This window comes from Cupriavidus pauculus (assembly GCF_002858765.1).
GTDB classification, from domain to species: Bacteria; Pseudomonadota; Gammaproteobacteria; order Burkholderiales; family Burkholderiaceae; genus Cupriavidus; species Cupriavidus pauculus_B.
On the sequence record NZ_PJRP01000001.1, the window covers coordinates 386,833 to 408,260 of the forward strand.

Consider the following 21,428-nt stretch of genomic DNA (forward strand, 5'->3'; position numbering starts at 1 on the left):
CGAAAGGACGTTGTTATTGCAACAAAGTTGCGACTGTAACAGAAAGCCGGCTGCGGTAACAGGCTGGCGGTATTCCGCAATGGTAGTGCCGTAGCCGTGACGCCACAAAGGCAATCGCGATCCGGGCCATGTCCGCGCAAAAAGCAAAACGGCCCGGAAGACCGGGCCGTTGGGCGTCGGAGCGGGTCAGCCGCGCGGGGTGACCGCCAAAGACGATCAGTCGCCGAACAGCTTCTGGCGCAGTTCGCGGCGCTGCTGGGCTTCCAGCGACAGCGTGGCCGTGGGGCGGGCCAGCAGGCGCGGCACGCCGATCGGCTCGCCGGTTTCCTCGCACCAGCCGTAGTCGCCGGACTCGATGCGCTGCAGCGACTGTTCCACCTTCTTCAGCAGCTTGCGCTCACGGTCGCGCGTGCGCAGTTCCAGTGCGTGTTCCTCTTCGATCGTCGCACGGTCCGCCGGATCCGGCACGATGACCGTCTCGCGCAGGTGTTCCGTGGTCTGGTCCGCATTCTTGAGGATCTCGTCGCGAAGCTGCTCAAGGCGATTCTTGAAGAAGGCGAGCTGCGCCTCGTTCATGTAATCCTTGTCGCTCATCTTCAGGATTTCAGCTTCAGTCAGAAGTTTGTTGCTGCTCATGGTTCCTGCTGATTCTCTTGTTGATGCGACCGGCGGCGTCTTCGTCCGCTCGGGTGCAGTGGCCGCCCGCTTGCGCGGTGCGACTGTTTCACTCTGGCTGGCTGCAGTCTTGCTGCTTCGCGTGCCTCCCTTGGCCTCGCCCGCATCGGCGTGCGCCGTACTGCCGCGGGGAGCTGGCGTCGCCTTTTCGGGCGGCGCCTTGAGCGTCTCCGCCGCAGCGGTACCTGTCTTGCTGCGGCTTTCCTTGGTCTTTGTTGCGGCTGTCATGGGGACACCTCTCTCAACGCGTCGAAGAGTGACGGCGCACCGATCGTTGGTCCCCAAGCGGAGGGCGGTCTCCGCACGAAGCCAACGACCGCGCCTGCTGGCGGCTGTGCCTCATGCTGACGACGACCGCCGCCCTGCAGATACGGGCCGCGACCAGAGGTGCGCCGCCCGTATCAAATCCGGCCTATTGTACTTGAACAAATTTTTCGGAGATATGGGAGAAAGACCGACAAGAGACAGGAGTTTTCCCGATATTGCCACCCAAGGGGAGGGTATCGGGCGCTGCCGGGGATGGCTCCGCGCCCGGGCCGCCAAGCGGCGGCGGGCGCACCTGGCGGCGCGCCCGGGGGAAAGTCAGGCCAGGCAGGCGGCCAGGCCCTTCAGGATGGCGTCGCGCGGCAGGTCGACGCCGATGAACACCATTTTGGTGCCCGGGGTCTCGTCCTCCCATTTGGCGCCCACGTCGCTGCCCATCAGCTGATGCACGCCCTGGAACACCACCTTGCGGTCCACGCCTTCCATATAGAGCACGCCCTTGTAGCGCAGCAGCTTCTCGCCGTAGACCGACAGGATGCCCGACAGGAATTCCTCCAGCTTGCCGTAGTGAAACGGCTTGTCGCTGCGGAAGACGAACGACGCGATGCGGTCGGTGTGGTGGTGATGGTGGTGATGGTCGTGCGCGTGGCCATGGTCGTGGTCGTGACCGCCGTGCTCGTGGCCGCAGTCGGTACCGCAGTGCTCGCCATGCTCGTGGTCATGGTCGTGCTCGTGCTCGTGCTCGTGCTCGTGCTCGTGCTCGTCGGCGCGCAGAAAGTCCGGGTCGATCTCGAGCTTCTCGTTCAGGTTGAAGCCGCGCAGGTCGAAAATCGTGTCGATCGGGGTTTCGCCAAAATTGGCGGTGCGGATCGGCGCGCGGGCGTTCATGTGCTGCAGGCGGTGGCGCAGGTCATCGATCTCGGCCGCGCCGACCAGGTCGGACTTGGTGATGAAGATGGCGTCGGCAAAGCCCACCTGGCGCTGCGCTTCTTCCTGCTTGTCCAGCTGCACGTTGCCGTGCTTGGCGTCGACCAGCGTGATCACGGCGTCCAGCAGGTAGCGCGAGGCGATTTCCTCGTCCATGAAGAACGTCTGCGCCACCGGGCCCGGATTGGCCACGCCGGTGGTCTCGATCACCACGCGGTCGAAGTCGAACTTGCCTTCGTCGCGCTGGGTGATCAGGTCGGACAGCGCCTGCACCAGGTCGCCCCGGATCGTGCAGCAGATGCAGCCGTTGCTCATCTGCACGATCTGCTCGCGGCCGTCCTGCACCAGGATCTCGTTGTCGATGTTCTCCTCGCCGAACTCGTTCTCGATCACGGCGATCTTCATGCCGTGCTGCTCGTTGAGGATGCGCTTGAGCAGCGTGGTCTTGCCGCTGCCGAGGAAGCCGGTCAGGATCGTGACCGGAATCAGTTTGGACATATTGTTCTGCTCCGAGGAAAGCCGGGATAGGGAGATCGCCCCGTATTCAATCAGTGATCGGCATGGCTGCCGGGACTGCCTGGCTCCGTGCGTACCTTGCCGCATTCCGCACAGACCCCGTTGACCGTCAGTTCCACGTGATCGACAGCGAATCCGCTGGGCACCTTGGGCGCCACGGACTTGCCGGCCGATTCCAGGCAGAACGTGCGGTCGCAGCGCGTGCAATGGAAGTGGCTGTGCTGGCGATGCACTTCGGCGCGTGCGGCCTCGTGCTCCAGCAGCATGAAACGGAAAACGCGGTCGTTGCCGGCACGTTTCTGCGCCAGGCCCTGATCCACCAGCCAGTCCAGCACCCGGTAGACGGTCACGCGGTCCACGTCGCCATCGGCCGGCAGGCGGTCGATCACTTCCTGATGCGTCAGCGGCGCCTGGGCGTCGATCAGGCACGCCAGGATGGCCACGCGCGGCTGGGTGACGCGCGCGCCAAGCTGGCGCAGGCGCGCCTGCGCCGCGTCAAGGCTGCCGGCGGCCGCGTCGTCAGGCGCGGGCGTGGCATCCGGATGGGAAGTGGGGCGGTTCATGGCGACGATTTAACCATAGCCCCCGGCGAGTTGCAATTCAGTTGCACAAACAGGGTTTTTGGATATTGGAAGGCGCCCGATAACGTCTGGGTGGTGCGAATGCGCCTATGATCGGCAGGCAAGCCAGACGAAAACCGGAGACCTTGTCATGCAGAACGACGCCAGCGCGCTGCTGTTCCCCAACTTCGAGTGGTTTCGCCTGAAGGTGGGCGAGGTCGAGATCGGCGGGGTCCGGGGCGGCTCGGGGCCGCCGCTGTTGCTGCTGCACGGCTTCCCGCAGAGCCACCTGATCTGGCACAAGGTGGCGCCGGCGCTGGCCGACCGCTTCACCGTCATCGCCACCGACCTGCGCGGCTATGGCAACAGCAGCGCGCCGCCGGGCAGCGCCACGCACGATGTCTATAGCAAGCGCGCGATGGCGCAGGACCAGGTCGAGGTGATGCGCCAGCTCGGTTATCGGCAGTTCGCGCTGTGCGCCCATGATCGTGGGGCCCGCGTGGCGCATCGGCTTTGCATGGACCATCCCGAGGCGGTCAGCCAGCTCATGCTGCTGGACATCGCCCCCACGCTGGCCATGTACGAAGCCACCGACATGGCGTTTGCCGCGGCTTACTGGCACTGGTTCTTCCTGATCCAGCCCGCGCCGTTCCCCGAAACGCTGATCAATGCCGAGCCCGAGTTCCTGATGGAACGGCTGCTGGGCCTGCGCCACCCGGGCACCGGCCCCAGCCCGTTCGTGCCCGATGCCATGGCCGCCTACGTTGCGGCGATGCGCGAGCCGGCGCGCGTGCATGCCATGTGCGAGGACTATCGCGCCGCCGCCACCATCGACCTGGACCACGATCGCGCGGACCGCGAAGCCGGCCGCAAACTGCAGATGCCGGTGCGCGTACTGTGGGGCGAGCACGGTGTGGTGGCCCGCTGCTTCGAGCCGCTGAAGCTCTGGCAGGAAGTGGGCACAAACGTCACGGGCGCCACGTTGCCGTGCGGCCATTACCTGCCCGAGGAAGCCCCCGAACCGCTGCTCGAAGAAATCCTCAGTTTCATTACATTCTCGTAAGAAACGCCACTTTCTCGCGGGTTAGCCCCTATATCTGGTGCTTGTTCGCGATTGCTAACATCCACCTCCGGCTCCGCCTGTCGGCGGGGTTTGACGCTGTCTGGAATCCATACATCGTGCCGATGGTCACCGCGTTTTTCCGATATGGATCGACGCGATCGGGGTCGCGAACAACGACAAAACCCGGCGGCACCCACAGCGTTGGAACGGGAATCCAAGAGGGAACAGGAGAGACGTAATGAAACGAGTTGCATTGAATATTGCAGCCGTGCTGGCTGTTGCCGGCGTGGGTGCCTTCACGGGAGCGCAGGCGCAGGAATACCCGGGCAACAAGCCGGTGCAGGCGGTGGTGCCGTTTGCCGCAGGCGGCCCGACCGACAAGGTGGCGCGCGAGCTGACGATGATCATGTCCAAGCATCTGGGCACGACTATCGTGATCGAGAACCTGGGCGGTGCCGGCGGCACCATCGGCGCCAAGAAAGTGGCGCAGTCCAAGGGCGACGGCTACACGATCCTGATCCACCATATCGGCATGTCCACGGCCCCGGCGCTGTACCGCAACCTGGGCTTCGATCCGCTCAAGGATTTCGAGATGGTCGGTGAAGTGGCCGACGTGCCGATGGTGATGGTGGGCAACAAGCAACTGCCGCCCGCTACCTTCAAGGACCTGGTTCCGTACATCAAGGCCAACGCCAGCAAGCTGTCGCTGGCCAACGCCGGCATCGGCTCGGCCTCGCACCTGTGCGGCCTGCTGTTCCAGAGCGCGCTCCAGACCGAACTGACCACCGTGCCGTACAAGGGTACTGCCCCGGCGCTGACCGATATCCTCGGCGGCCAGGTCAACCTGATGTGCGACCAGACCACCAACATCGCCGGCCAGCTCAAGGCAGGCGCGCTGAAGCCGTACGCCGCAATGCAGTCGCGCCGCGTGGAAGCGTTCAAGGACATCCCGACTGCCGCCGAACAAGGCATGCCGGGCGTGGAAGTGAAGATCTGGCACGCCATGTACGCGCCGAAGGGCACGCCGAAGCCGATCATCGACAAGCTGTCGGCCGCGCTGCAGAAGTCGGTGCAAGACCCGAACTTCCGCGCCAAGATGGCAGAACTGGGTGCCGAAGCCGTACCGGCCCAGCGCGCCACGCCCGATTCGCTGCGCACGTTCCTGACGTCGGAAATCAACAAGTGGACGCCGGTGATCAAGAAGGCTGGCGTGTACGCCGACTGATCTGCCGACTGACTGCCGGGGTTGCTACAGGTGCCGAAAAGGCCACGCGATGCGTGGCCTTTTTTGTTTTTGGCGTACCTGTCGCTGCGCGATGTGCTCCCGGGGCCAGTCGGGCCGGATCCGACGCCTGATTCGGCGATTTCCTATATTGGAAGACTGTTGCCGGCATAGCCGCCTCTTGAAAGCCAGTCATGTGGCGCCACCTACGCCGCAGAACACCTCTCACGCAAAGGCACCATGGAACAGTATCACGGCACCACCATCGTCAGCGTCCGCCGCGGCAATCAGGTCGCACTGGGCGGTGACGGCCAGGTCACGCTCGGCAATATCGTGATGAAGGGGACGGCCCGCAAGGTCCGGCGCATTTATAACGGCAAGGTGCTGGTCGGGTTTGCCGGCAGCACGGCCGATGCCTTCTCGCTGCTCGATCGTTTCGAGGCGAAGCTGGAGAAATACCAGGGCAACCTGACCCGTGCGGCAGTGGACCTGGCCAAGGACTGGCGTTCGGACCGCGCGCTGCGTCGCCTGGAAGCCATGCTGATCACGGCCGACCGTGACACCACACTGGTCATCACCGGCAATGGCGACGTGCTCGACCCCGAGGGCGGCATCGCGGCCATCGGCTCGGGCGGCGCGTACGCGCAGTCGGCAGCCAAGGCACTGGTGGAGAACACCGAACTGCCTCCGAAGGACGTGGTCGAGAAGGCCCTGACCATCGCCGGCGAGCTCTGCATCTATACGAATACCAACTTCGTCATCGAGACCCTCGACTGACGCGCCCAACGGATTCCCATGTCGCAAACCATGACCCCGTCGGAAATCGTTTCCGAACTCGACAAGCACATCATCGGCCAGAACAAGGCCAAGAAGGCCGTGGCCGTGGCGCTGCGCAACCGCTGGCGCCGCCAGCAGGTGGACGAGCCGCTGCGCCAGGAAATCACGCCCAAGAACATCCTGATGATCGGACCCACGGGCGTGGGCAAGACCGAAATTGCACGCCGCCTGGCCAAGCTGGCCGACGCGCCGTTCATCAAGATCGAAGCCACCAAGTTCACCGAAGTGGGCTATGTGGGCCGCGACGTCGACACGATCGTGCGCGACCTGGCCGAGATGGCCGTCAAGCAGACGCGCGAATCGGAAATGAAGAAGGTACGCACCAAGGCCGAGGACGCGGCCGAGGACCGCCTGCTGGACGTGCTGCTGCCGCCGCCGCGCGACATCGGCTTCCAGCAGCACGAGGACAAGGACTCGAACACGCGCCAGGTATTCCGCAAGAAGCTGCGCCAGGGCGAACTCGACGATAAGGACGTCGAGCTTGAAGTGGCCGCCGGCATGCCGAACATGGACATCATGGGGCCGCCGGGCATGGAAGACATGACCGAGCAGATCCGCACGATGTTTGCCGGCCTGGGCCAGGGCAAGAAGGCGCGCCGCAAGATGAAGGTCAAGGAAGCGTTCAAGCTGCTGGTCGACGAAGAGGCCGCCAAGCTGCTGAACGAGGAAGAACTCAAGCACAAGGCCATCGCCAACGTCGAGCAGAACGGCATCGTGTTCCTGGACGAGATCGACAAGATCGCCAGCCGCAGCGACGTGGGCGGCGGCGAGGTGTCGCGCCAGGGCGTGCAGCGCGACCTGCTGCCACTGGTAGAAGGCACCACCGTCAACACGAAGTACGGGATGATCAAGACCGACCACATCCTGTTCATCGCGTCGGGCGCGTTCCATCTGTCCAAGCCGAGCGATCTGATTCCTGAACTGCAGGGCCGTTTCCCGATCCGCGTGGAACTGGAATCGCTGTCGGTGCAGGATTTCGAGGCCATCCTGACGCAGACCGACGCCAGCCTGACCAAGCAGTACCAGGCGCTGCTGAAGACCGAAGAGGTCGACCTGCAGTTCGCGTCGGACGGCATCCGCCGCCTGGCCGAGATCGCGTTCTCGGTCAACGAGAAGGTCGAGAACATCGGCGCCCGTCGCCTGTACACGGTGATGGAGCGACTGCTCGAAGACCTGTCGTTCCACGCCACGAAGTCGTCGGGCAACACCGTGACGATCGATGCCGCGTACGTGGATGACCGCCTGGGCGACTTGGCGGGCAACGAGGACCTGTCGCGCTACGTGCTGTAACGCGCGGCCTTCGCCGCAAAGCAAAAGAGCCGGGCGACTTGAACTGCACCCCAAAAGTTGGACACCAACTTTTGGGGTGTTTTCATGTATAGGTACACCGAGCAGTTCAGACTGTCGGTCATCAAGGAGTATCTGACCGGGCACGCAGGGGCCGGCGCGCTCGCCAAGCGCTATGGGATTGACGAGGGGACGGTGCGGCGGTGGGTTGCAGCCTATCGGCTGCATGGCCAAGCCAGTCTCAAGCGCAGGTACAAGACCTACAGCGCAGAGTTCAAGCTCTCCGTGCTTGAGCGGATGCGCCGCCAAGGCTTGTCGCATCGGGAAGTGGCGGCGCTGTTCGACATCCGCGGTAGCGGCGCCATTGGCGTGTGGGAACGCCAGTATGATGCTGGGGGTTTAGAAGCTCTGACGCCTCGCCCCAGGGGACGACGGCCCAGCAAGATGCCACAACGGACTCCCAAGACAAAGCCATCGCGGTCATCAGGCGACCTGACGCGCACGCGCGAAGAACTCCTTGAAGAGTTGGACTACCTGCGCATGGAGAACGCGTACCTAAAAAAGCTCGACGCCTTGGTTCAAGCGAGCAAGACATCTGCGCAACCCAAAAAGCGCAAATAGTGCTTGAGCTGAGGCAGCAGTACCCGTTGGCCGGCTTGCTGAGGGTGGCAGGACTGGCGCGCAGCACGTTCTACTACCAGCAGGCCGTGCTGCAGGCCCACGACAAATATACGGAGCTGAAAGCGCGCATTCGCGAACTCTTTGCCCGGCACATGGGCCGTTATGGCTACCGCCGCATCACGGCGGTAATCCGGCAAACCGGCACGATCGTCAACCACAAGACGGTTCAGCGCCTCATGAGAGAGATGGGACTGAAGTCGTTGGTCCGGCCGAAGAAATACCGCTCCTACAAGGGCACGGTAGGCCGTGTCGCACCCAATGTTCTGCAACGGCAATTCCAGGCCAGGCGTCCGAATCGGAAGTGGGTAACCGACGTGACCGAATTCAACGTGGCCGGCGAGAAGCTGTACCTCTCCCCGGTGCTGGACCTGTACAACGGCGAGATCATCGCCTACGAGACTGCCCGTAGGCCCACCTTCGAGATGGTGAGCAATATGCTGAAGAAGGCGTTCCGCCGCCTCAGCCCGAAGGACCGACCGCTGCTGCATTCCGATCAGGGTTGGCAGTACCAGATGCCGGCCTATCAGCGGATGCTCAAACAGCGCAGAATCCGTCCCAGCATGTCCCGCAAGGGCAATTGCCTCGACAACGCCACCATGGAAAGCTTCTTCGGCACCCTGAAGTCCGAGTTCTTCTACCTGAACAAGTTCGCCAGCGTCGAGGAGCTACAGCAAGGCCTGCGCCAATACATTCACTATTACAATCACGACCGCATCAAGCTCAAACTTAAAGGGCTGAGTCCCGTGAAGTACAGGACTCAGCCCTCTCTAGCCTAGCAAATCAACTGTCCAACTTTCTGGGGTCAGTTCAGACTGTCCGGCTCTTTTTTTGTCCGCAGGGGCTGGGGGTCTAGGCCCGGCCCTCAGTGCGCGTGGCCCGCGTGGCCGGCATGGGCATCCACCGGGATCACCTCAAGCGCCGGCGCGGGCGACTTCAGCTCGCGCGGGTTCTGGCCCTCGGCCGGAATCTGGGTCCACTCCGACTTGCCGTTCTCGCACTCCTGCACCACCGGGAAGTACAGCTTGCCGCCCTGCTCGGGCAGCTTCATCAGCAGGCGGAACTCGTCGAAATGCTGGTCGGCCAGCGTATTGCCATACCAGCGGATCGTGCGCACGTCGTCCTCGACCGACTTGCCATGCGAGGTATAGGGCTTGGCCAGCTTCGCGCGCTGGACGTCGAGCTGCCAGCCCGGCTTAGGTTGCGGATGCGCGCCCTGCACGCCATCGGGAATCGTCACCGTGATCGACTTTGTGGCACTGCCATTGCAGCCATGGCCCACCATCAGCACGCCCTTGAAGTAACTGCCAGCGGGCGCCTGCTTCTGTTCAAAGACGATGTGGGCGGAGGCCAGCGGCGCGGCGGCCAACAGGGTAACGGACAGGGCGGCGGGCAGGGCGCCACGGAGGATGCGCGGGATCATGGAGCGGAGTCGTCTGACTGTGTGACAAAGTGCATCAGTCTAACTTTGCGCACATGGCGCCGACGTGCGACGTGGTGCCGCAGCAAGGGTGGCAGCGCACGGGCGGGCGGTCAGCAGTTCGGCGGCCCGGTAGCCGGTGCCCACTGGCCGACCTGGCCCGGTTTCGCGTCGGCGGTGTGTCAAATGCGGCCCGCCCGTTGTCGCACCCGTAACCCTCGTAAGCATTGGTAAGCACACTGGCGCCAATCTTGAAGAAAATGCGACCCTTGCGCACCTTGTTGGTCACCTTCTTGGTCGATGGGACCGATGCGGGAGCCACCGCATCCTGCGCAAACACCTAAAGGGAGTCAGCCATGCGTACAACCTTCTTCAAGCGCAACCGCGTGCGCAAGCGCCGGGTGGCCATGGCCACCGCCAGCGTCGTGGCCGCCATTACCGCCGCCACCGTATTCCTCTGCATCCGCCCGGGCGTGATGACCAACGCCCACGCGGCGGCGGTGCCGTCCGTCAACGTGGCCAAGGCCGGGGACCAGACCGAGCGCCGCGCCGTCGTGGCCGCCACGGCCATTTCATCGGGCGCGCTCGTGACGCTGGCCGACCGCCACGCCAGCGATGCCGTGCGCATGGCCGATGCGTCGGACGACGACCTGGGCTGGGACTACGTGCAGCTGCGCCTGTAACACGCCGGGCGAAGCCGGCAAGTCGAGTCAGCAGGCATCAGCGCAAATCAGCGCGACGCACGTCGCGACACGAATCAGCGTGACACCGGGCGCTTGCCCAGCTTGCGTTGCAGCGTGCGCCGATGCATGTTCAGCGCTCGCGCCGTGGCGGAGATATTGCCGCCGTGTTCGGTCAGCACCCGCTGGATATGCTCCCACTCAAGTCGGGCCACCGACAGCGGCACCGGTTCTTCCAGCGCGGCCTCGGCTGCATCTTCCGAAACGCCCGCCATCAGCGCGGTCAGAATCGAATCGACGTTGGCCGGCTTGGCCAGGTATTCGTCGGCCCCCTGTTTGACCGCTGCCACAGCCGTGGCGATGCTGGCGTAGCCCGTCAGCACCAGAATGCGCGCATCGGGCAGCGCATGGCGCAGCGGCGCCACCAGATGCAGCCCCGATTCGGCGGGCGCGGTGCCGCTGGCCTCGGGCGGCGGCCCCAGGTGCAGATCCAGCGTGACATAGGCAAATGGCGTCTTCGCGGCCAGCGCCAGCGCGCTGCTGCCGTTGTGCGCCACCTGTACGGCGTAGCCGCGGCGCGTCAGCGCACGGGCCAGCGTGCCGGAAAACACCTCGTCGTCGTCGATTACCAGGAAGGGCATGGCGTCGGGGGCGCTGGTGGCGGCGGATGCTGCAGCTACGTCGGCAGGTGCGTCGATCATTACGGTTGGAAATCGGATTGCAGGGAGATGGGGTGTGCGGCCGCGCCGGCCAGTGGCAGGCGCAGCTCGGTCACCGTGCCGCCGGCGGGGTTGTCGAGCCATGCCAGCCCGCCTCCAAGCTGGCGGGCGGCGCTTTGCGCCAGGTACAGGCCGATGCCCTGGCCGCCGTGACTGCTGGCTACCGGCGCTTCGCCAAGCTGCGCGCGCAGCGCGGGCGCGATGCCGCTGCCGTGGTCGGTCACGCGCCAGACCAGCGCATCGGCGTCCACCGATGCCGTCAGCGACAGCGGTGGCGCTTGGCGGCTGCCGCTGCCCTCGCCGTACTGGCTGCGCGCGGCGTTGTCCAGCACGATGGTCAGGATCTGGCTCACGCGCGCCGTGTCCACGGCCTGCGCCGCGGCATCGGGCGGCACGTCGGCCTGCAGGCTGGCCTGCGGATGGCGCAACTGCCAGCGTTCCACAAACGATGCGATCCAGGCGTCGATGCGCTGCGGCGCCAGCGTCTCGTGGTCTTCGCGCAGCCGCGCCAGAATCGAGCGGCACAGTTCGAGCTGCTGCTCCATCGTGCGCAGGTCGGGCAGGTAGCCGGCCACCGTGGTGGCGCCGCGCCGGGCGTCCTCGGCATCGGCGCGCAATTCGCCGGCGATCACGGCCAGCGTGGCCAGCGGCGTGCCGATTTCATGCGCCACGGCGGCGGCCTGGTCGTTGAGCGCCTCGACCCGCGCCTCGCGCAGCAGCAGTTCGCGCGCGTGGTTGAGCTGCGCGTCGCGCTGGCGCAGCACGTTCGACAGCCGCGCCACGAAGAACGCGATCATCACGGCGCTGGCCACGAAATTGAGCCACATCCCGGCCAGGTGATAGTTCACCGCGTTGTCGGGGTTGTGCAGGTGCAGCGGCAGGTATTCGAGCAGCAGCAGCGAATAGCAGGACAGCGCATAGACCGCCAGCACCACCACCAGCCGCCACGGCAGGATGGCCGCCGCGATGGCCAGGCCGGGCAGGTAGAACGATACGAACGGGTTGGTGGCGCCCCCGGTATAGAACAGGATGGCCGACAGCGCGGTCAGGTCCACCATCATCTGCACCATCAGCTCGCCGTCGCCGGGTATGGTGCCCCGCGTGGCATGCCAGCGCAGCCGCGCCACCGAATACAGGTTGAACGTGGTCTGAACCGTAAACAGGAACAGCAGTGGCTTGTAGGGCAGCATGATGCCGGCGATCGACTCGCATGACACCAGCAGCATGGCCTGGCCGGCCAGCAGGGCCCAGCGCAGCCAGCACAGGCGGCGCAGGCTGACCAGGCTATGGCGTTGCGCCGGCATGCCGAAAATGGCCGGCAGCGGGGTGGGGGACAGGTCGATCGAGGCGTGCATGGCGCGAGTGTAGCAATGCTGCGGCAGGGTGCCTGTCATGCGACACCGTGCCGCATTCTGGGCGGCAGGCGGGGCTGCCAGACTGTCGGGCTATCCGGCGGCAGTCGGGGCGGCAGGCAGGGCGGCGGGCGGTGACCGGCCGGCCATGGTCTAATGAACGCCCTGAATGTTGTCGCCTTCGATCCGAATCGTGGAGATGTTCCCCATGCAAGTCAAAGTCCGCGCGGCGCGCGCCGCTTCCATCGTCACCCTTGGCCTGGCCGGCCTGCTGGCCAGCGCCCACGCCATGGCGCAAGTCGACGTCAGCGACGCCTGGGTGCGCGGCACGGTGCCGGCCCAGACCGCATCGGGCGCGTTCATGACGCTGCATGCGCATGACGCGGCCAAGCTGGTGGGCGTGTCGTCGCCGGTGGCCACGGCCGAACTGCACGAAATGAAGATGGACAACAACGTGATGCGGATGCGCCAGATCCCGTCGCTGGACCTGCCGAAGATGCAGGACGTGCAGCTCAAGCCGGGCGGCTATCATGTGATGCTGATGGGCCTGAAGCAGCAGCTCAAGGCCGGCGATACGGTGCCCATCACACTGAAGATCGAGCAGAACGGCAAGGTGACGGAACAGACCGTCAAGGCCGAGGTACGCGACGTGACCGCGTCGGCCCAGTCGGGTGGCCACGCCGGCCACATGGATCACAAGCACTGATCGGCCCAGGCACTGAGCGGCTTGCGCCCGCGGCTCCCGGCATGGCCCCGGGTCAGCCGCGCAGGCTGATGGCGGCGGCTTCGGCGTCCGCGTCGGCTGTCGTGGCGGCCTCGCGCACGCGTTCGCGCAGCCAGGTATGGCCCGGATCGGCCTCGGCCTTTTCGGGCCAGATCATGCTGTAGCTGAAGCCCGGGATCGTAAACGGCGCCTCGAAGATGGCCAGGCGGCTGTCGGCCAGGGCTTCCAGGCTGCGGCGGGCCGTGGTCAGGACCATGTTGGTACCGACGATCAGCGCCGGCGCCACGCTCCAGTGGGGCACCGCGCAGGCAATCTTGCGCCGGCCGCCCAGTCGCGTCACGGCGGCATCGATGGCCTCGCCACGCTCGGTGGCCGCCGTGATCAGCACGTGCGAACGCGCCAGGTAGGCCACATGGTCGAGCCGGCCGGTGTCGCGCACCGTGGCCGCATCCACCGCGCAGGCAAAATCGTCATCGAACAGCACCGCCGTACGCACGCCCTCGGGCTCGAACGAGAAGGCGGCCAGCGCCACGTCCAGCTCGCCGTCGGCAATCTGGGCGGTCATCGCCTCCCGGCTGGACTGCGTCACTACCAGGTCGATATTGGGCGCCGCCCGGCGCAGGGCGCGCAGCAGGCGAGGCAGAACGACCAGGGCGCCATAGTCGGACATCGCCAGGCGGAACGTGCGCCGCGCCGTGGCCGGCTGGAACCCGCCTGGGCCCAGCAGGATGCGCACCTGCGCCAGCGCCTCGGCCAGCGGACCGGTCAACTCGTGGGCGCGCGGCGTCAGCACCAGCCCGCCCTGGCCCCGCACCAGCAACGGGTCGTCCAGCAACTGCCGCAGCCGCGCCAGCGAATGGCTCACGGCCGGCTGGCTCAACTGCAGCCGCAGCGCGGCGCGCGAGATATGGCGTTCGGCCAGCAGTGCTTCCAGCACCACCAGCAGGTTGAGGTCGATTCCGCGTAGGCTATTCATGTCACGAATGTTAAACCGGACTGCGTCCGTTTTGTCATTCGCCGAACGCAGGAGCGAAAATTTTCACTTTGAATTGAGAGGTGTCTCAGCCTGACGACGTTTCAGGCACTCGGGACACAGGCAATGCCGGCCTGGCACGATCTGGCGCGCCGGCAGCAGGGGCAGGCTGGCGCACCAGCATTCCGGCAGGCCGGCCGCATACCCGCAGACGAAGGCCGCCCCGCAGGCGCTGCAATGCTCCACGGGGCGCAGCCGGCCGGTCTGGATCGTAGAAGGGTCGGTCATGGCGTGTATCCTTGTTGCATTGCCGCGATTGCAATACCGCCGCCGGTTTCTTGTAGAATCGGCGCCTGCCCGCAATGCCGGCTCGCCCCGTACCGCCTTATCAGGCGGACGGTTCGTCATGATACCTGCTCCAGATCACACGGAATGTCCGAAGCCATGAACGCTGACAATCCTGGGCCTGCCACCACGTCGGTAGCGGCCATCGCCCCCTCTCTCAAGGCTGAAATCCTTGCGGAGGCACTCCCTTACATCCGCAAGTTCCACGGCAAGACCATTGTGGTCAAGTACGGCGGCAATGCGATGACCGAGGAAAAGCTCAAGCACGGCTTTGCGCGCGACGTGATCCTGCTGAAGCTTGTGGGCATGAACCCGGTGGTGGTCCACGGCGGCGGCCCGCAGATCGACGAGGCGCTGAAGAAGGTCGGCAAGGTCGGCACGTTCATCCAGGGCATGCGCGTCACCGACGAGGAAACCATGGAAGTGGTGGAATGGGTGCTCGGCGGCGAAGTCCAGCAGGACATCGTCATGCTAATCAACCAGTACGGTGGCCAAGCCGTGGGCCTGACCGGCAAGGACGGCGGCCTGATCCGCGCCAAGCGCCTGCAGATGCCGGATCGCGAGAATCCGGGCACGTTCATCGATATCGGCTACGTGGGCGATATCGAGGCCATCAACCCGGCCGTGGTGAAGGCGCTGCAGGATGACGCATTCATCCCGGTAATCTCGCCGATCGGCTTCTCCGACGACGGCCAGGCGTACAACATCAACGCCGACGTCGTGGCCGGCAAGATGGCCGAGATCCTGAAGGCCGAGAAGCTCGTCATGATGACGAACATCCCGGGCGTGATGGACAAGAAGGGCAACCTGCTGACCGACCTGTCAGCGCGCGAGATCGAGGAACTGTTCGCCGACGGCACGATTTCCGGCGGCATGCTGCCGAAGATCTCGTCGGCGCTAGACGCCGCCAAGAGCGGCGTGCATTCGGTCCACATCATCGACGGCCGCATCGAGCACTCGCTGCTGCTGGAAATCCTGACCGAACAGGCCTTCGGCACGATGATCCGCTCGCACTGAGCGCGCCCGTCAGGGAATCCGCCCCGCGCGGGTTCCCGGTCTTCCTCTCCATTCAGGTTCACAATCCAGGCGTGTTTATCCGTCAGCCCACCCAGCGTCGCGGCAGGGATCGCGCACGTCGTCTTTCGTCCGGACAGGCCTCGGCCCATCGTCCGCGCCGGCATCTGCTGCGCGGCGTGGCGGGGGATGTGTCCGGCGATACGGTGTGGCTGTTCGACCTCGACAACACGCTGCACGATGCCTCGCACGCGATCTTCCCGGCCATCAACCGGCTGATGACCGCATACGTGGCGCGGGTGCTGGGCAGCGACGAGGCCACGGCCAGCCGCGTGCGCGTGGACTACTGGCAGCGCTACGGCGCCACTCTGCTGGGCATGATTCGCCATCATCAGGTAGACCCGGCGGACTTCCTGCGCGCCGCGCACGACTTTCCCGAACTGGCCGACATGGTGCGCGTGCGCCGTGGGCTGGTGGCCGGGCTGCGCCGCTTGCCGGGCCGAAAGATCCTGGTGACGAATGCGCCGCGCGACTACGCACTGGCGGTGATGGCCGTGGCCGGCATCGACCGCTGCTTCGAGCGCGTGGTGGCCATCGAGGACATGTGGGTGCATGGCCACCTGCGGCCGAAGCCTGACCGGCGAATGCTGCGCCGCCTGCTGGCGCAGGTTGGCGTGGCGCCGCACCGCGTGGTGCTGGTCGAGGACACGGTGTCGCACCTGAAGCACTATGCCGGCACGGGTATCCGCACGGCCTGGGTCACCGGCTTCCTCCGCACGCTGGCGCCGTCGAGGCCTCATGTGGTGCCGGCCCAAGCTGGCGCGGCGCGCGATGTCGCCACGCGGTCGATGCTGGCGGCCGAAGATCGCCAGCATGTGAGCCACACGGCCCAGGAGCGCTCGGTGACCCTGGTGGCGGCCGAAAGCCAGGACCCGTCCGCCGGCCGGGACGACGAGTCAAGTGCCCAGACTGCGGCAACGGCGCCACAGATGCTGCCCGATCACGCCCCAAGAGTGCGGGCGCGCGTGGTGAATCGCCCGGGATATGTGGACATAAAAGTACAATTGATGCATCAACTCCTACGACAAAAGCGGAGAATCGGGTCATGACGCAAACCATCGCTCGCGAGGCAGAGGCTTTCGTGCCAGTTGCCCCATCGGCCATCGAGCCAGAGACCCCGGCACGCAAGCGCCCGCGCCCGGGCGAACGCCGTATCCAGATCCTGCAGACGCTGGCCGGCATGCTCGAGCACCCGCGCGGGGAAAAGATCACGACGGCCGCGCTGGCCGCGAAGCTGTCGGTGTCCGAGGCGGCCCTGTATCGCCATTTCGCCAGCAAGGCCCAGATGTTTGAAGGTCTGATCGGCTTTATCGAGCAGACGGTGTTCGGCCTGATCAACCAGATCACCACGCAGGAAGAACACGGCCTGCGCCAGGTGCAGGCCATCGTGCGCATGCTGCTGACGTTCGCCGAGAAGAACCCGGGCATGACGCGCGTGCTGACCGGCGAGGCCCTGGTGGGCGAGCACGAGCGCCTGCAGGAACGCATGAACCAGATGGTGGATCGGATCGAGGCATCGCTGCGACAGTGCCTGAAGGTGGCGGTCACCCAGGCCGCGTTTCCGGCCGATACCGATATTCCGGTGCGCGTGGCGCTGATTACCGCGACCGTGCAGGGCCAATGGCACCGCTACGCCCGCAGCGGGTTCCGCAAGCTGCCGAGCGACAACATCGACGCGCAACTGCGCGTGCTGCTGGGGTAAATACCCCGCGCCGGCAGGCGGTCATGCGTTTGGCCGGCGCTTTGCACTATAATGTGCGGGTCGCGCCGATTTGATGACTGGCTTGCGGGCGCGCGGCACCCTGGGAAAATTCTCCGGGTGCCAATATAAATGCGGCTAAAGAGGTTGGGTCGGTGCCTCGCGGATAAATCATCCACGCTCCAGCACCGGCACGCGGAATCCCGCGAAAAGCCCGACTTGGCTGCGAATCCTACGCATTGGCCGGTCGGGTTTTTTTTCGCCTGCTGACTTGACGCGGGCCTGCTCCATGACCGATGTCGCTCCTCCCGCTGGCGTGCTCGATGTGCCGACCGATTCCGTCGGCGTCGTCACGCCCCAGCGCCTGCATTTCGCCGAGCCGCTGAAGCTCCGCAACGGCAGCCAGATTGCCGGATACGACCTGATGGTCGAGACCTACGGCACGCTCAATGCCTCGCGCAGCAATGCCGTGCTGGTGTGCCACGCCCTCAATGCCTCGCACCACGTGGCCGGCATTGCCGCCGACAACCCGCGCGATATCGGCTGGTGGGACAACATGGTTGGCCCCGGCAAGCCGCTCGATACCAACCGGTTCTTTGTCATCGGCGTAAATAACCTGGGGTCGTGTTTCGGCTCCACGGGGCCGATGAGCACCAACCCGGCGACAGGCACGCCCTACGGCGCGCTGTTTCCGGTGGTGACCGTGGAAGACTGGGTCAATGCGCAGGCGCGCGTGGCCGATCACTTCGGCATCGAGCAGTTCGCGGCGGTCATGGGCGGCAGCCTGGGCGGCATGCAGGCGGTGGCCTGGAGCCTGATGTACCCGGACCGCCTGCGCCACTGCATCGTGGTGGCCTCCACCCCCAAGCTGTCGGCGCAGAACATCGCGTTCAACGAGGTGGCACGTAGCGCCATCCTGTCCGACCCCGATTTCCACGGCGGCAACTACTACGCGCACGACGTCAAGCCCAAGCGCGGGCTGCGCGTGGCGCGCATGATCGGCCATATCACGTACCTGTCCGACGAGGACATGGCCGAGAAATTCGGCCGTACGCTGAAGGCCGAGGACATCCAGTTCTCGTTCGACGTCGAGTTCCAGGTGGAAAGCTACCTGCGCTACCAGGGCGACAAGTTCGCCGAGTACTTCGACGCCAACACCTACCTGCTGATCACACGCGCGCTGGACTATTTCGACCCGGCGCTGGCCTTCCAGGGCGACCTGACGAAGACCATGGCGCAGACGCACTCGAAGTTCCTGGTGGTCAGCTTCAGCACCGACTGGCGCTTTGCGCCGAACCGCAGCCGCGAGATCGTCAAGGCGCTGCTGGACAACAAGCGGCAGGTGTCGTACGCCGAAATCGACGCGCCGCATGGCCACGACGCCTTCCTGCTGGAAGACCCGCGCTACCACAACCTGATGCGCGCCTACTACGAACGCATTGCCGAGGAGATCGGTGCATGAACGCCGCCGCCAATCCCAATATCCTTGCGCTGCGTCCGGACTTCCGCGCGATTGCCCGCTGGGTGGAGCCGAATTCCACCGTGCTCGACGCCGGCTGCGGCGATGGCAGCCTGCTGCGCGTGCTGCAGGACGAGCTGGACGTGAAGGCCTACGGCATCGAGATCCGTGATGAAGGGGTGCTGGCCTGCGCCCAGAAGGGCGTCAACGTCATCCAGCAGAACCTGGAGGGCGGCCTGGCGCTGTTCGAGGACAAGAGCTTCGACACGGTGATTCTGTCGCAGACGCTGCAGACCATCCACAACACCGCCCAGGTGCTGCGCGACACGCTGCGCGTGGGCCGCGAGTGCATCGTCTCGTTTCCGAACTTCGGCTACTGGCCGCACCGGCTGTCGGTGTTCCAGGGCCGCATGCCGGTGTCGGAGTCGCTGCCGTACCAGTGGTACAACACCCCGAACGTGCGCGTGCTGACGATCAGCGATTTCGAGGAACTGGCGCCCAAGGTGGGCCTGCGCGTGCTGGACCGCGTGGTGATGCACGAAGGCGTGACCGTGAACTGGGGCGTCAACTGGCGCGGCAGCCTGGCGGTGTACCGGGTGGCGGCCATCTGACATGTGCGACGCGGGATCCGCCCCGCGCGCTGCAGGGCGGAATCGATGCGTCCCTAGCTTGACGCAAGCTTCCGGCGGGCATACCGTACGTCGTTACCGAACGACCGTACTTTTTTCTCCTTGACCGCCATGACGCAAGCGCCCCTGCATCCGCTCGATCACGCCCTGCAACTGGAACCGGCCGGCGAACACCGCTTCCGGGGACATACCAGCCAGGCCTACTGGAACATGATCGGGCCGTTTGGCGGCGCCACGGCGGCGGCGATGCTGCAGGCGGCGCTGATCCACCCCGAGCGGCTGGGCGATCCCGGCGCACTGACCGTCAACTTTGCCGGGCCGATTGCGGAAGGGGCGTTCGAGATCGTCGCGCGGCCATCGCGCACCAACCGGTCGACCCAGCACTGGCATCTGGAAGTGCTGCAGAACGGCGAAGTCACCACCACCGGCAGCGCCGTGTTCGCGGTGCGCCGGGAAACGTGGAATTGTGGCGAAGCGACGATGCCAGACGTGCCTGCCGCCCAGACGCTGCCAAAGATGGGCGGGTTTGCGCCGGTGAAATGGATTAACAGCTACGACATGCGTGCGGTGCGGGGCGCCAAGCCCATGGCCGCGCCGGGCACGGAAAACCCGGACAGCCTGACGCAGTTCTGGATCCGTGACGAACCGGCGCGTACGCCCGACTACGCCGCCATCGCGGCCTGGTGCGACGCGTTCTATCCGCGCATCTTCCTCAAGCGCGCGGGTTTCGTGCCGGCCGGCACGGTGTCGCTGACCACGTATTTCCACGCCGATGCGGCCACGCTGGCCGCGCTGGGCGACCGTCACGTGCTGGGCAGCGCCCAGGCGCGCGTGTTCCGCCAGGGCTTCTTCGACCAGACCGCGGAGATCTGGAGCCCCGATGGCCAGCTGCTGGCCACCTCGCACCAGATCGTCTACTACAAGGAATAGGAACAGGAATAGGGGCCGCGAGAGCGCCCGGAATCGGCACGGGCCGCTTGGCCGTGCCGGGGCTGGCTTATGCCGGCCGTGCCGCCGCCGACTCTGCCGGCTCGCGCGCCTGCGCTTCGTAGCGGTGGACGGTGTTGCGCATCGCCCAGAGCAGCGCCACGCCGGGCACGGCTGCGATGACGGTGCCCAGGTAGAACGGTGCCCAGCCCCACGCCTCGACCATGTAGCCCGACGTCGGGCCCACATAGACGCGGCCGATCGACGCCAACGCCGACAGCAGCGCGTACTGCGTGGCCGAGAACGAGCGGTTGCACAGCGTCATCAGCAACGCCACGAAGGCTGCGGTGCCCATGCCGCCGCAGATGTTCTCGACGGCGATGGTCGCGGCCATAGTCCACAGGTGCGGCGGCGTCACCGACAGGACCCAGTAGCCTAGGTTCGACACCCCCTGCAGCACGCCGAACAGCATCAGCGATCGATACAGCCCCAGCCGCACCATCAGCGATCCGCCGAACAGCGCGCCGATGATGGTGGCGGCCAGCCCCAGGGTCTTGTTGACGATGCCGACCTCGCCAGGATCGAATCCCAGGCCGCGGATCAGGAAGGTGGTCGACAGGCTGCCCGCGAAAGCGTCGCCCAGCTTGTACAGCACGATCAGCAAGAGCAGCCACCAGGCGCCTTGCCGCCCGAAGAAGTCGCGCAGCGGGCCAAGCACCGCTTCTTCCAGTGATCTGGGCGCGCGCGCGGGGGTGTCCGGCTCGGGCGCCCACATCAGCGTGAGCAGGCCCACGCTCATCAGCGCGGCCATCAGCAGGTACATGTTCGACCAGCCCAGCACGCGGTCGGCCAGATAGAGCGCCAGGCCGCCCGATACCAGCATCGCCAACCGATAACCCAGCACCTTGACCGCCGCCCCGGCACCCCGTTCGGCGGGGCGCAGCACGTCGGTACTGTAGGCATCGAACACGATGTCCTGCGACGCGGACAGGAATGCCACCAGCGTGGCCAGCGCCGCCAGCGTCCAGAGCGCCTGGTGCGGCGGGCAGAACGCCATGGCCGCGATGCCGCCCACCAGCGCGATCTGGGTCACCAGCAGCCAGCCGCGCCGCCGACCCAGCAGCGGGGGCGTGTAGCGGTCCATCAGCGGGGCCCACAGGAACTTGAAGATATAGGCCTGGCCCACCAGCGAGAAAAAGCCGATCGTCTTGATGTCGAGCCCTTCCACGGTCATCCAGGCCTGCAGCGTGCCGGAGGTCAGCGCCAAGGGCAGGCCCGACGCAAAGCCGAGCGTCAGCATGGCCCCGATGCGGCGGTTGCGGAAGATGTCGAGGTAGGTATGGAAATTCATGTTGGGGTGGCGCCAAGGCTGGCGTGTATTATTGCATCACCCGTTCG

Annotated in this window: 22 protein-coding genes; 13 read left to right on the forward strand and 9 right to left on the reverse strand. The window is 65.6% G+C overall.

Annotated features, from left to right (window positions below; translation table 11 throughout):
- Window positions 1-216 precede the first annotated feature (216 nt).
- The 3 genes from dksA to CYJ10_RS01730 form a co-directional block, all read right to left on the reverse strand.
- The gene (gene dksA / locus CYJ10_RS35330) at window positions 217-903 is read right to left on the reverse strand and encodes an RNA polymerase-binding protein DksA (RefSeq protein WP_257991990.1); all 687 of its coding nucleotides are present in this window, start codon (window positions 901-903) and stop codon (window positions 217-219) included.
- A 354-nt stretch (window positions 904-1,257) separates the two neighbouring features.
- Window positions 1,258-2,364: a CobW family GTP-binding protein gene (locus CYJ10_RS01725; RefSeq protein ID WP_101679848.1), complete on the reverse strand. Its 1,107-nt coding sequence runs from the start codon at window positions 2,362-2,364 to the stop codon at window positions 1,258-1,260.
- Window positions 2,365-2,414: 50 nt separating this feature from the next.
- A complete protein-coding gene (locus CYJ10_RS01730; protein ID WP_101679849.1) occupies window positions 2,415-2,945 on the reverse strand; it encodes a Fur family transcriptional regulator in 531 nt (176 codons plus the stop codon).
- A gap of 148 nt (window positions 2,946-3,093) precedes the next feature.
- Here CYJ10_RS01730 and CYJ10_RS01735 point away from each other — a divergent pair, with 148 nt between their 5' ends.
- The 5 genes from CYJ10_RS01735 (at window position 3,094) to CYJ10_RS01755 (ending at window position 8,808) form a co-directional block, all read left to right on the forward strand.
- Window positions 3,094-4,005, forward strand: a complete 912-nt coding sequence (locus CYJ10_RS01735) for an alpha/beta fold hydrolase (RefSeq protein WP_101679850.1) — start codon at window positions 3,094-3,096, stop codon at window positions 4,003-4,005.
- 238 nt (window positions 4,006-4,243) lie between these two features.
- The gene (locus tag CYJ10_RS01740; protein ID WP_101679851.1) at window positions 4,244-5,230 is read left to right on the forward strand and encodes a tripartite tricarboxylate transporter substrate-binding protein; all 987 of its coding nucleotides are present in this window, start codon (window positions 4,244-4,246) and stop codon (window positions 5,228-5,230) included.
- A 237-nt stretch (window positions 5,231-5,467) separates the two neighbouring features.
- A complete protein-coding gene (gene hslV, locus CYJ10_RS01745) occupies window positions 5,468-6,004 on the forward strand; it encodes an ATP-dependent protease subunit HslV (protein ID WP_101679852.1) in 537 nt (178 codons plus the stop codon).
- Between the two features lie 18 nt (window positions 6,005-6,022).
- Entirely contained in the window at window positions 6,023-7,354 is a 1,332-nt protein-coding gene (gene hslU / locus CYJ10_RS01750; RefSeq protein ID WP_101679853.1) for an ATP-dependent protease ATPase subunit HslU, read from the forward strand.
- Between the two features lie 84 nt (window positions 7,355-7,438).
- A protein-coding gene (locus CYJ10_RS01755; protein WP_374703210.1) for an IS3 family transposase occupies window positions 7,439-8,808 on the forward strand; the annotation gives its coding sequence in 2 pieces (ribosomal slippage) (window positions 7,439-7,907 and window positions 7,907-8,808; 1,371 coding nt in all).
- A gap of 86 nt (window positions 8,809-8,894) precedes the next feature.
- Here the strand turns inward: CYJ10_RS01755 and CYJ10_RS01760 are convergent.
- Complete coding sequence (locus CYJ10_RS01760; RefSeq protein ID WP_101679854.1) at window positions 8,895-9,452, reverse strand: YcnI family copper-binding membrane protein; 558 nt, start codon at window positions 9,450-9,452, stop codon at window positions 8,895-8,897.
- Window positions 9,453-9,805: 353 nt separating this feature from the next.
- Here CYJ10_RS01760 and CYJ10_RS01765 point away from each other — a divergent pair, with 353 nt between their 5' ends.
- Window positions 9,806-10,132: a hypothetical protein gene (locus CYJ10_RS01765; protein ID WP_101679855.1), complete on the forward strand. Its 327-nt coding sequence runs from the start codon at window positions 9,806-9,808 to the stop codon at window positions 10,130-10,132.
- A 74-nt stretch (window positions 10,133-10,206) separates the two neighbouring features.
- Here CYJ10_RS01765 and CYJ10_RS01770 read toward each other — a convergent pair whose 3' ends face one another.
- Together CYJ10_RS01770 and CYJ10_RS01775 are read right to left on the reverse strand one after the other, a co-directional pair.
- Complete coding sequence (locus tag CYJ10_RS01770; protein ID WP_374703211.1) at window positions 10,207-10,830, reverse strand: response regulator transcription factor; 624 nt, start codon at window positions 10,828-10,830, stop codon at window positions 10,207-10,209.
- On the reverse strand, window positions 10,830-12,203 hold the full coding sequence (locus CYJ10_RS01775; protein ID WP_101679856.1) for an ATP-binding protein: 1,374 nt from the start codon (window positions 12,201-12,203) through the stop codon (window positions 10,830-10,832). The genes CYJ10_RS01770 and CYJ10_RS01775 overlap by 1 nt, the downstream gene beginning before the upstream one ends.
- Before the next feature lie 205 nt (window positions 12,204-12,408).
- Here CYJ10_RS01775 and CYJ10_RS01780 point away from each other — a divergent pair, with 205 nt between their 5' ends.
- On the forward strand, window positions 12,409-12,906 hold the full coding sequence (locus CYJ10_RS01780) for a copper chaperone PCu(A)C (protein WP_101679857.1): 498 nt from the start codon (window positions 12,409-12,411) through the stop codon (window positions 12,904-12,906).
- Between the two features lie 52 nt (window positions 12,907-12,958).
- Here CYJ10_RS01780 and CYJ10_RS01785 read toward each other — a convergent pair whose 3' ends face one another.
- Both CYJ10_RS01785 and CYJ10_RS01790 read right to left on the reverse strand, forming a co-directional pair.
- Entirely contained in the window at window positions 12,959-13,900 is a 942-nt protein-coding gene (locus CYJ10_RS01785; RefSeq protein ID WP_101679858.1) for a LysR family transcriptional regulator, read from the reverse strand.
- A 63-nt stretch (window positions 13,901-13,963) separates the two neighbouring features.
- On the reverse strand, window positions 13,964-14,185 hold the full coding sequence (locus CYJ10_RS01790) for a cysteine-rich CWC family protein (protein WP_101679859.1): 222 nt from the start codon (window positions 14,183-14,185) through the stop codon (window positions 13,964-13,966).
- A gap of 156 nt (window positions 14,186-14,341) precedes the next feature.
- Here CYJ10_RS01790 and argB point away from each other — a divergent pair, with 156 nt between their 5' ends.
- From argB to CYJ10_RS01820, 6 genes are all read left to right on the forward strand, one after another.
- Window positions 14,342-15,259, forward strand: a complete 918-nt coding sequence (argB, locus tag CYJ10_RS01795; RefSeq protein WP_066735077.1) for an acetylglutamate kinase — start codon at window positions 14,342-14,344, stop codon at window positions 15,257-15,259.
- 71 nt (window positions 15,260-15,330) lie between these two features.
- Window positions 15,331-16,365: an HAD-IA family hydrolase gene (locus CYJ10_RS01800; protein ID WP_101679860.1), complete on the forward strand. Its 1,035-nt coding sequence runs from the start codon at window positions 15,331-15,333 to the stop codon at window positions 16,363-16,365.
- Complete coding sequence (gene slmA / locus CYJ10_RS01805; protein ID WP_101679861.1) at window positions 16,362-17,018, forward strand: nucleoid occlusion factor SlmA; 657 nt, start codon at window positions 16,362-16,364, stop codon at window positions 17,016-17,018. Before CYJ10_RS01800 ends, slmA begins: the two co-directional genes overlap by 4 nt.
- Before the next feature lie 286 nt (window positions 17,019-17,304).
- Window positions 17,305-18,477 (forward strand): homoserine O-succinyltransferase MetX, encoded by a 1,173-nt coding sequence (gene metX / locus CYJ10_RS01810; RefSeq protein WP_101679862.1) that lies wholly within the window; start codon window positions 17,305-17,307, stop codon window positions 18,475-18,477.
- The gene (gene metW / locus CYJ10_RS01815; RefSeq protein WP_101679863.1) at window positions 18,474-19,085 is read left to right on the forward strand and encodes a methionine biosynthesis protein MetW; all 612 of its coding nucleotides are present in this window, start codon (window positions 18,474-18,476) and stop codon (window positions 19,083-19,085) included. The genes metX and metW overlap by 4 nt, the downstream gene beginning before the upstream one ends.
- A gap of 129 nt (window positions 19,086-19,214) precedes the next feature.
- Window positions 19,215-20,033, forward strand: coding sequence for an acyl-CoA thioesterase (locus CYJ10_RS01820; protein WP_101679864.1), 819 nt, complete (start codon window positions 19,215-19,217; stop codon window positions 20,031-20,033).
- 67 nt (window positions 20,034-20,100) lie between these two features.
- Here CYJ10_RS01820 and CYJ10_RS01825 read toward each other — a convergent pair whose 3' ends face one another.
- Complete coding sequence (locus CYJ10_RS01825) at window positions 20,101-21,381, reverse strand: muropeptide transporter (protein ID WP_101679865.1); 1,281 nt, start codon at window positions 21,379-21,381, stop codon at window positions 20,101-20,103.
- Window positions 21,382-21,428 lie beyond the last annotated feature (47 nt).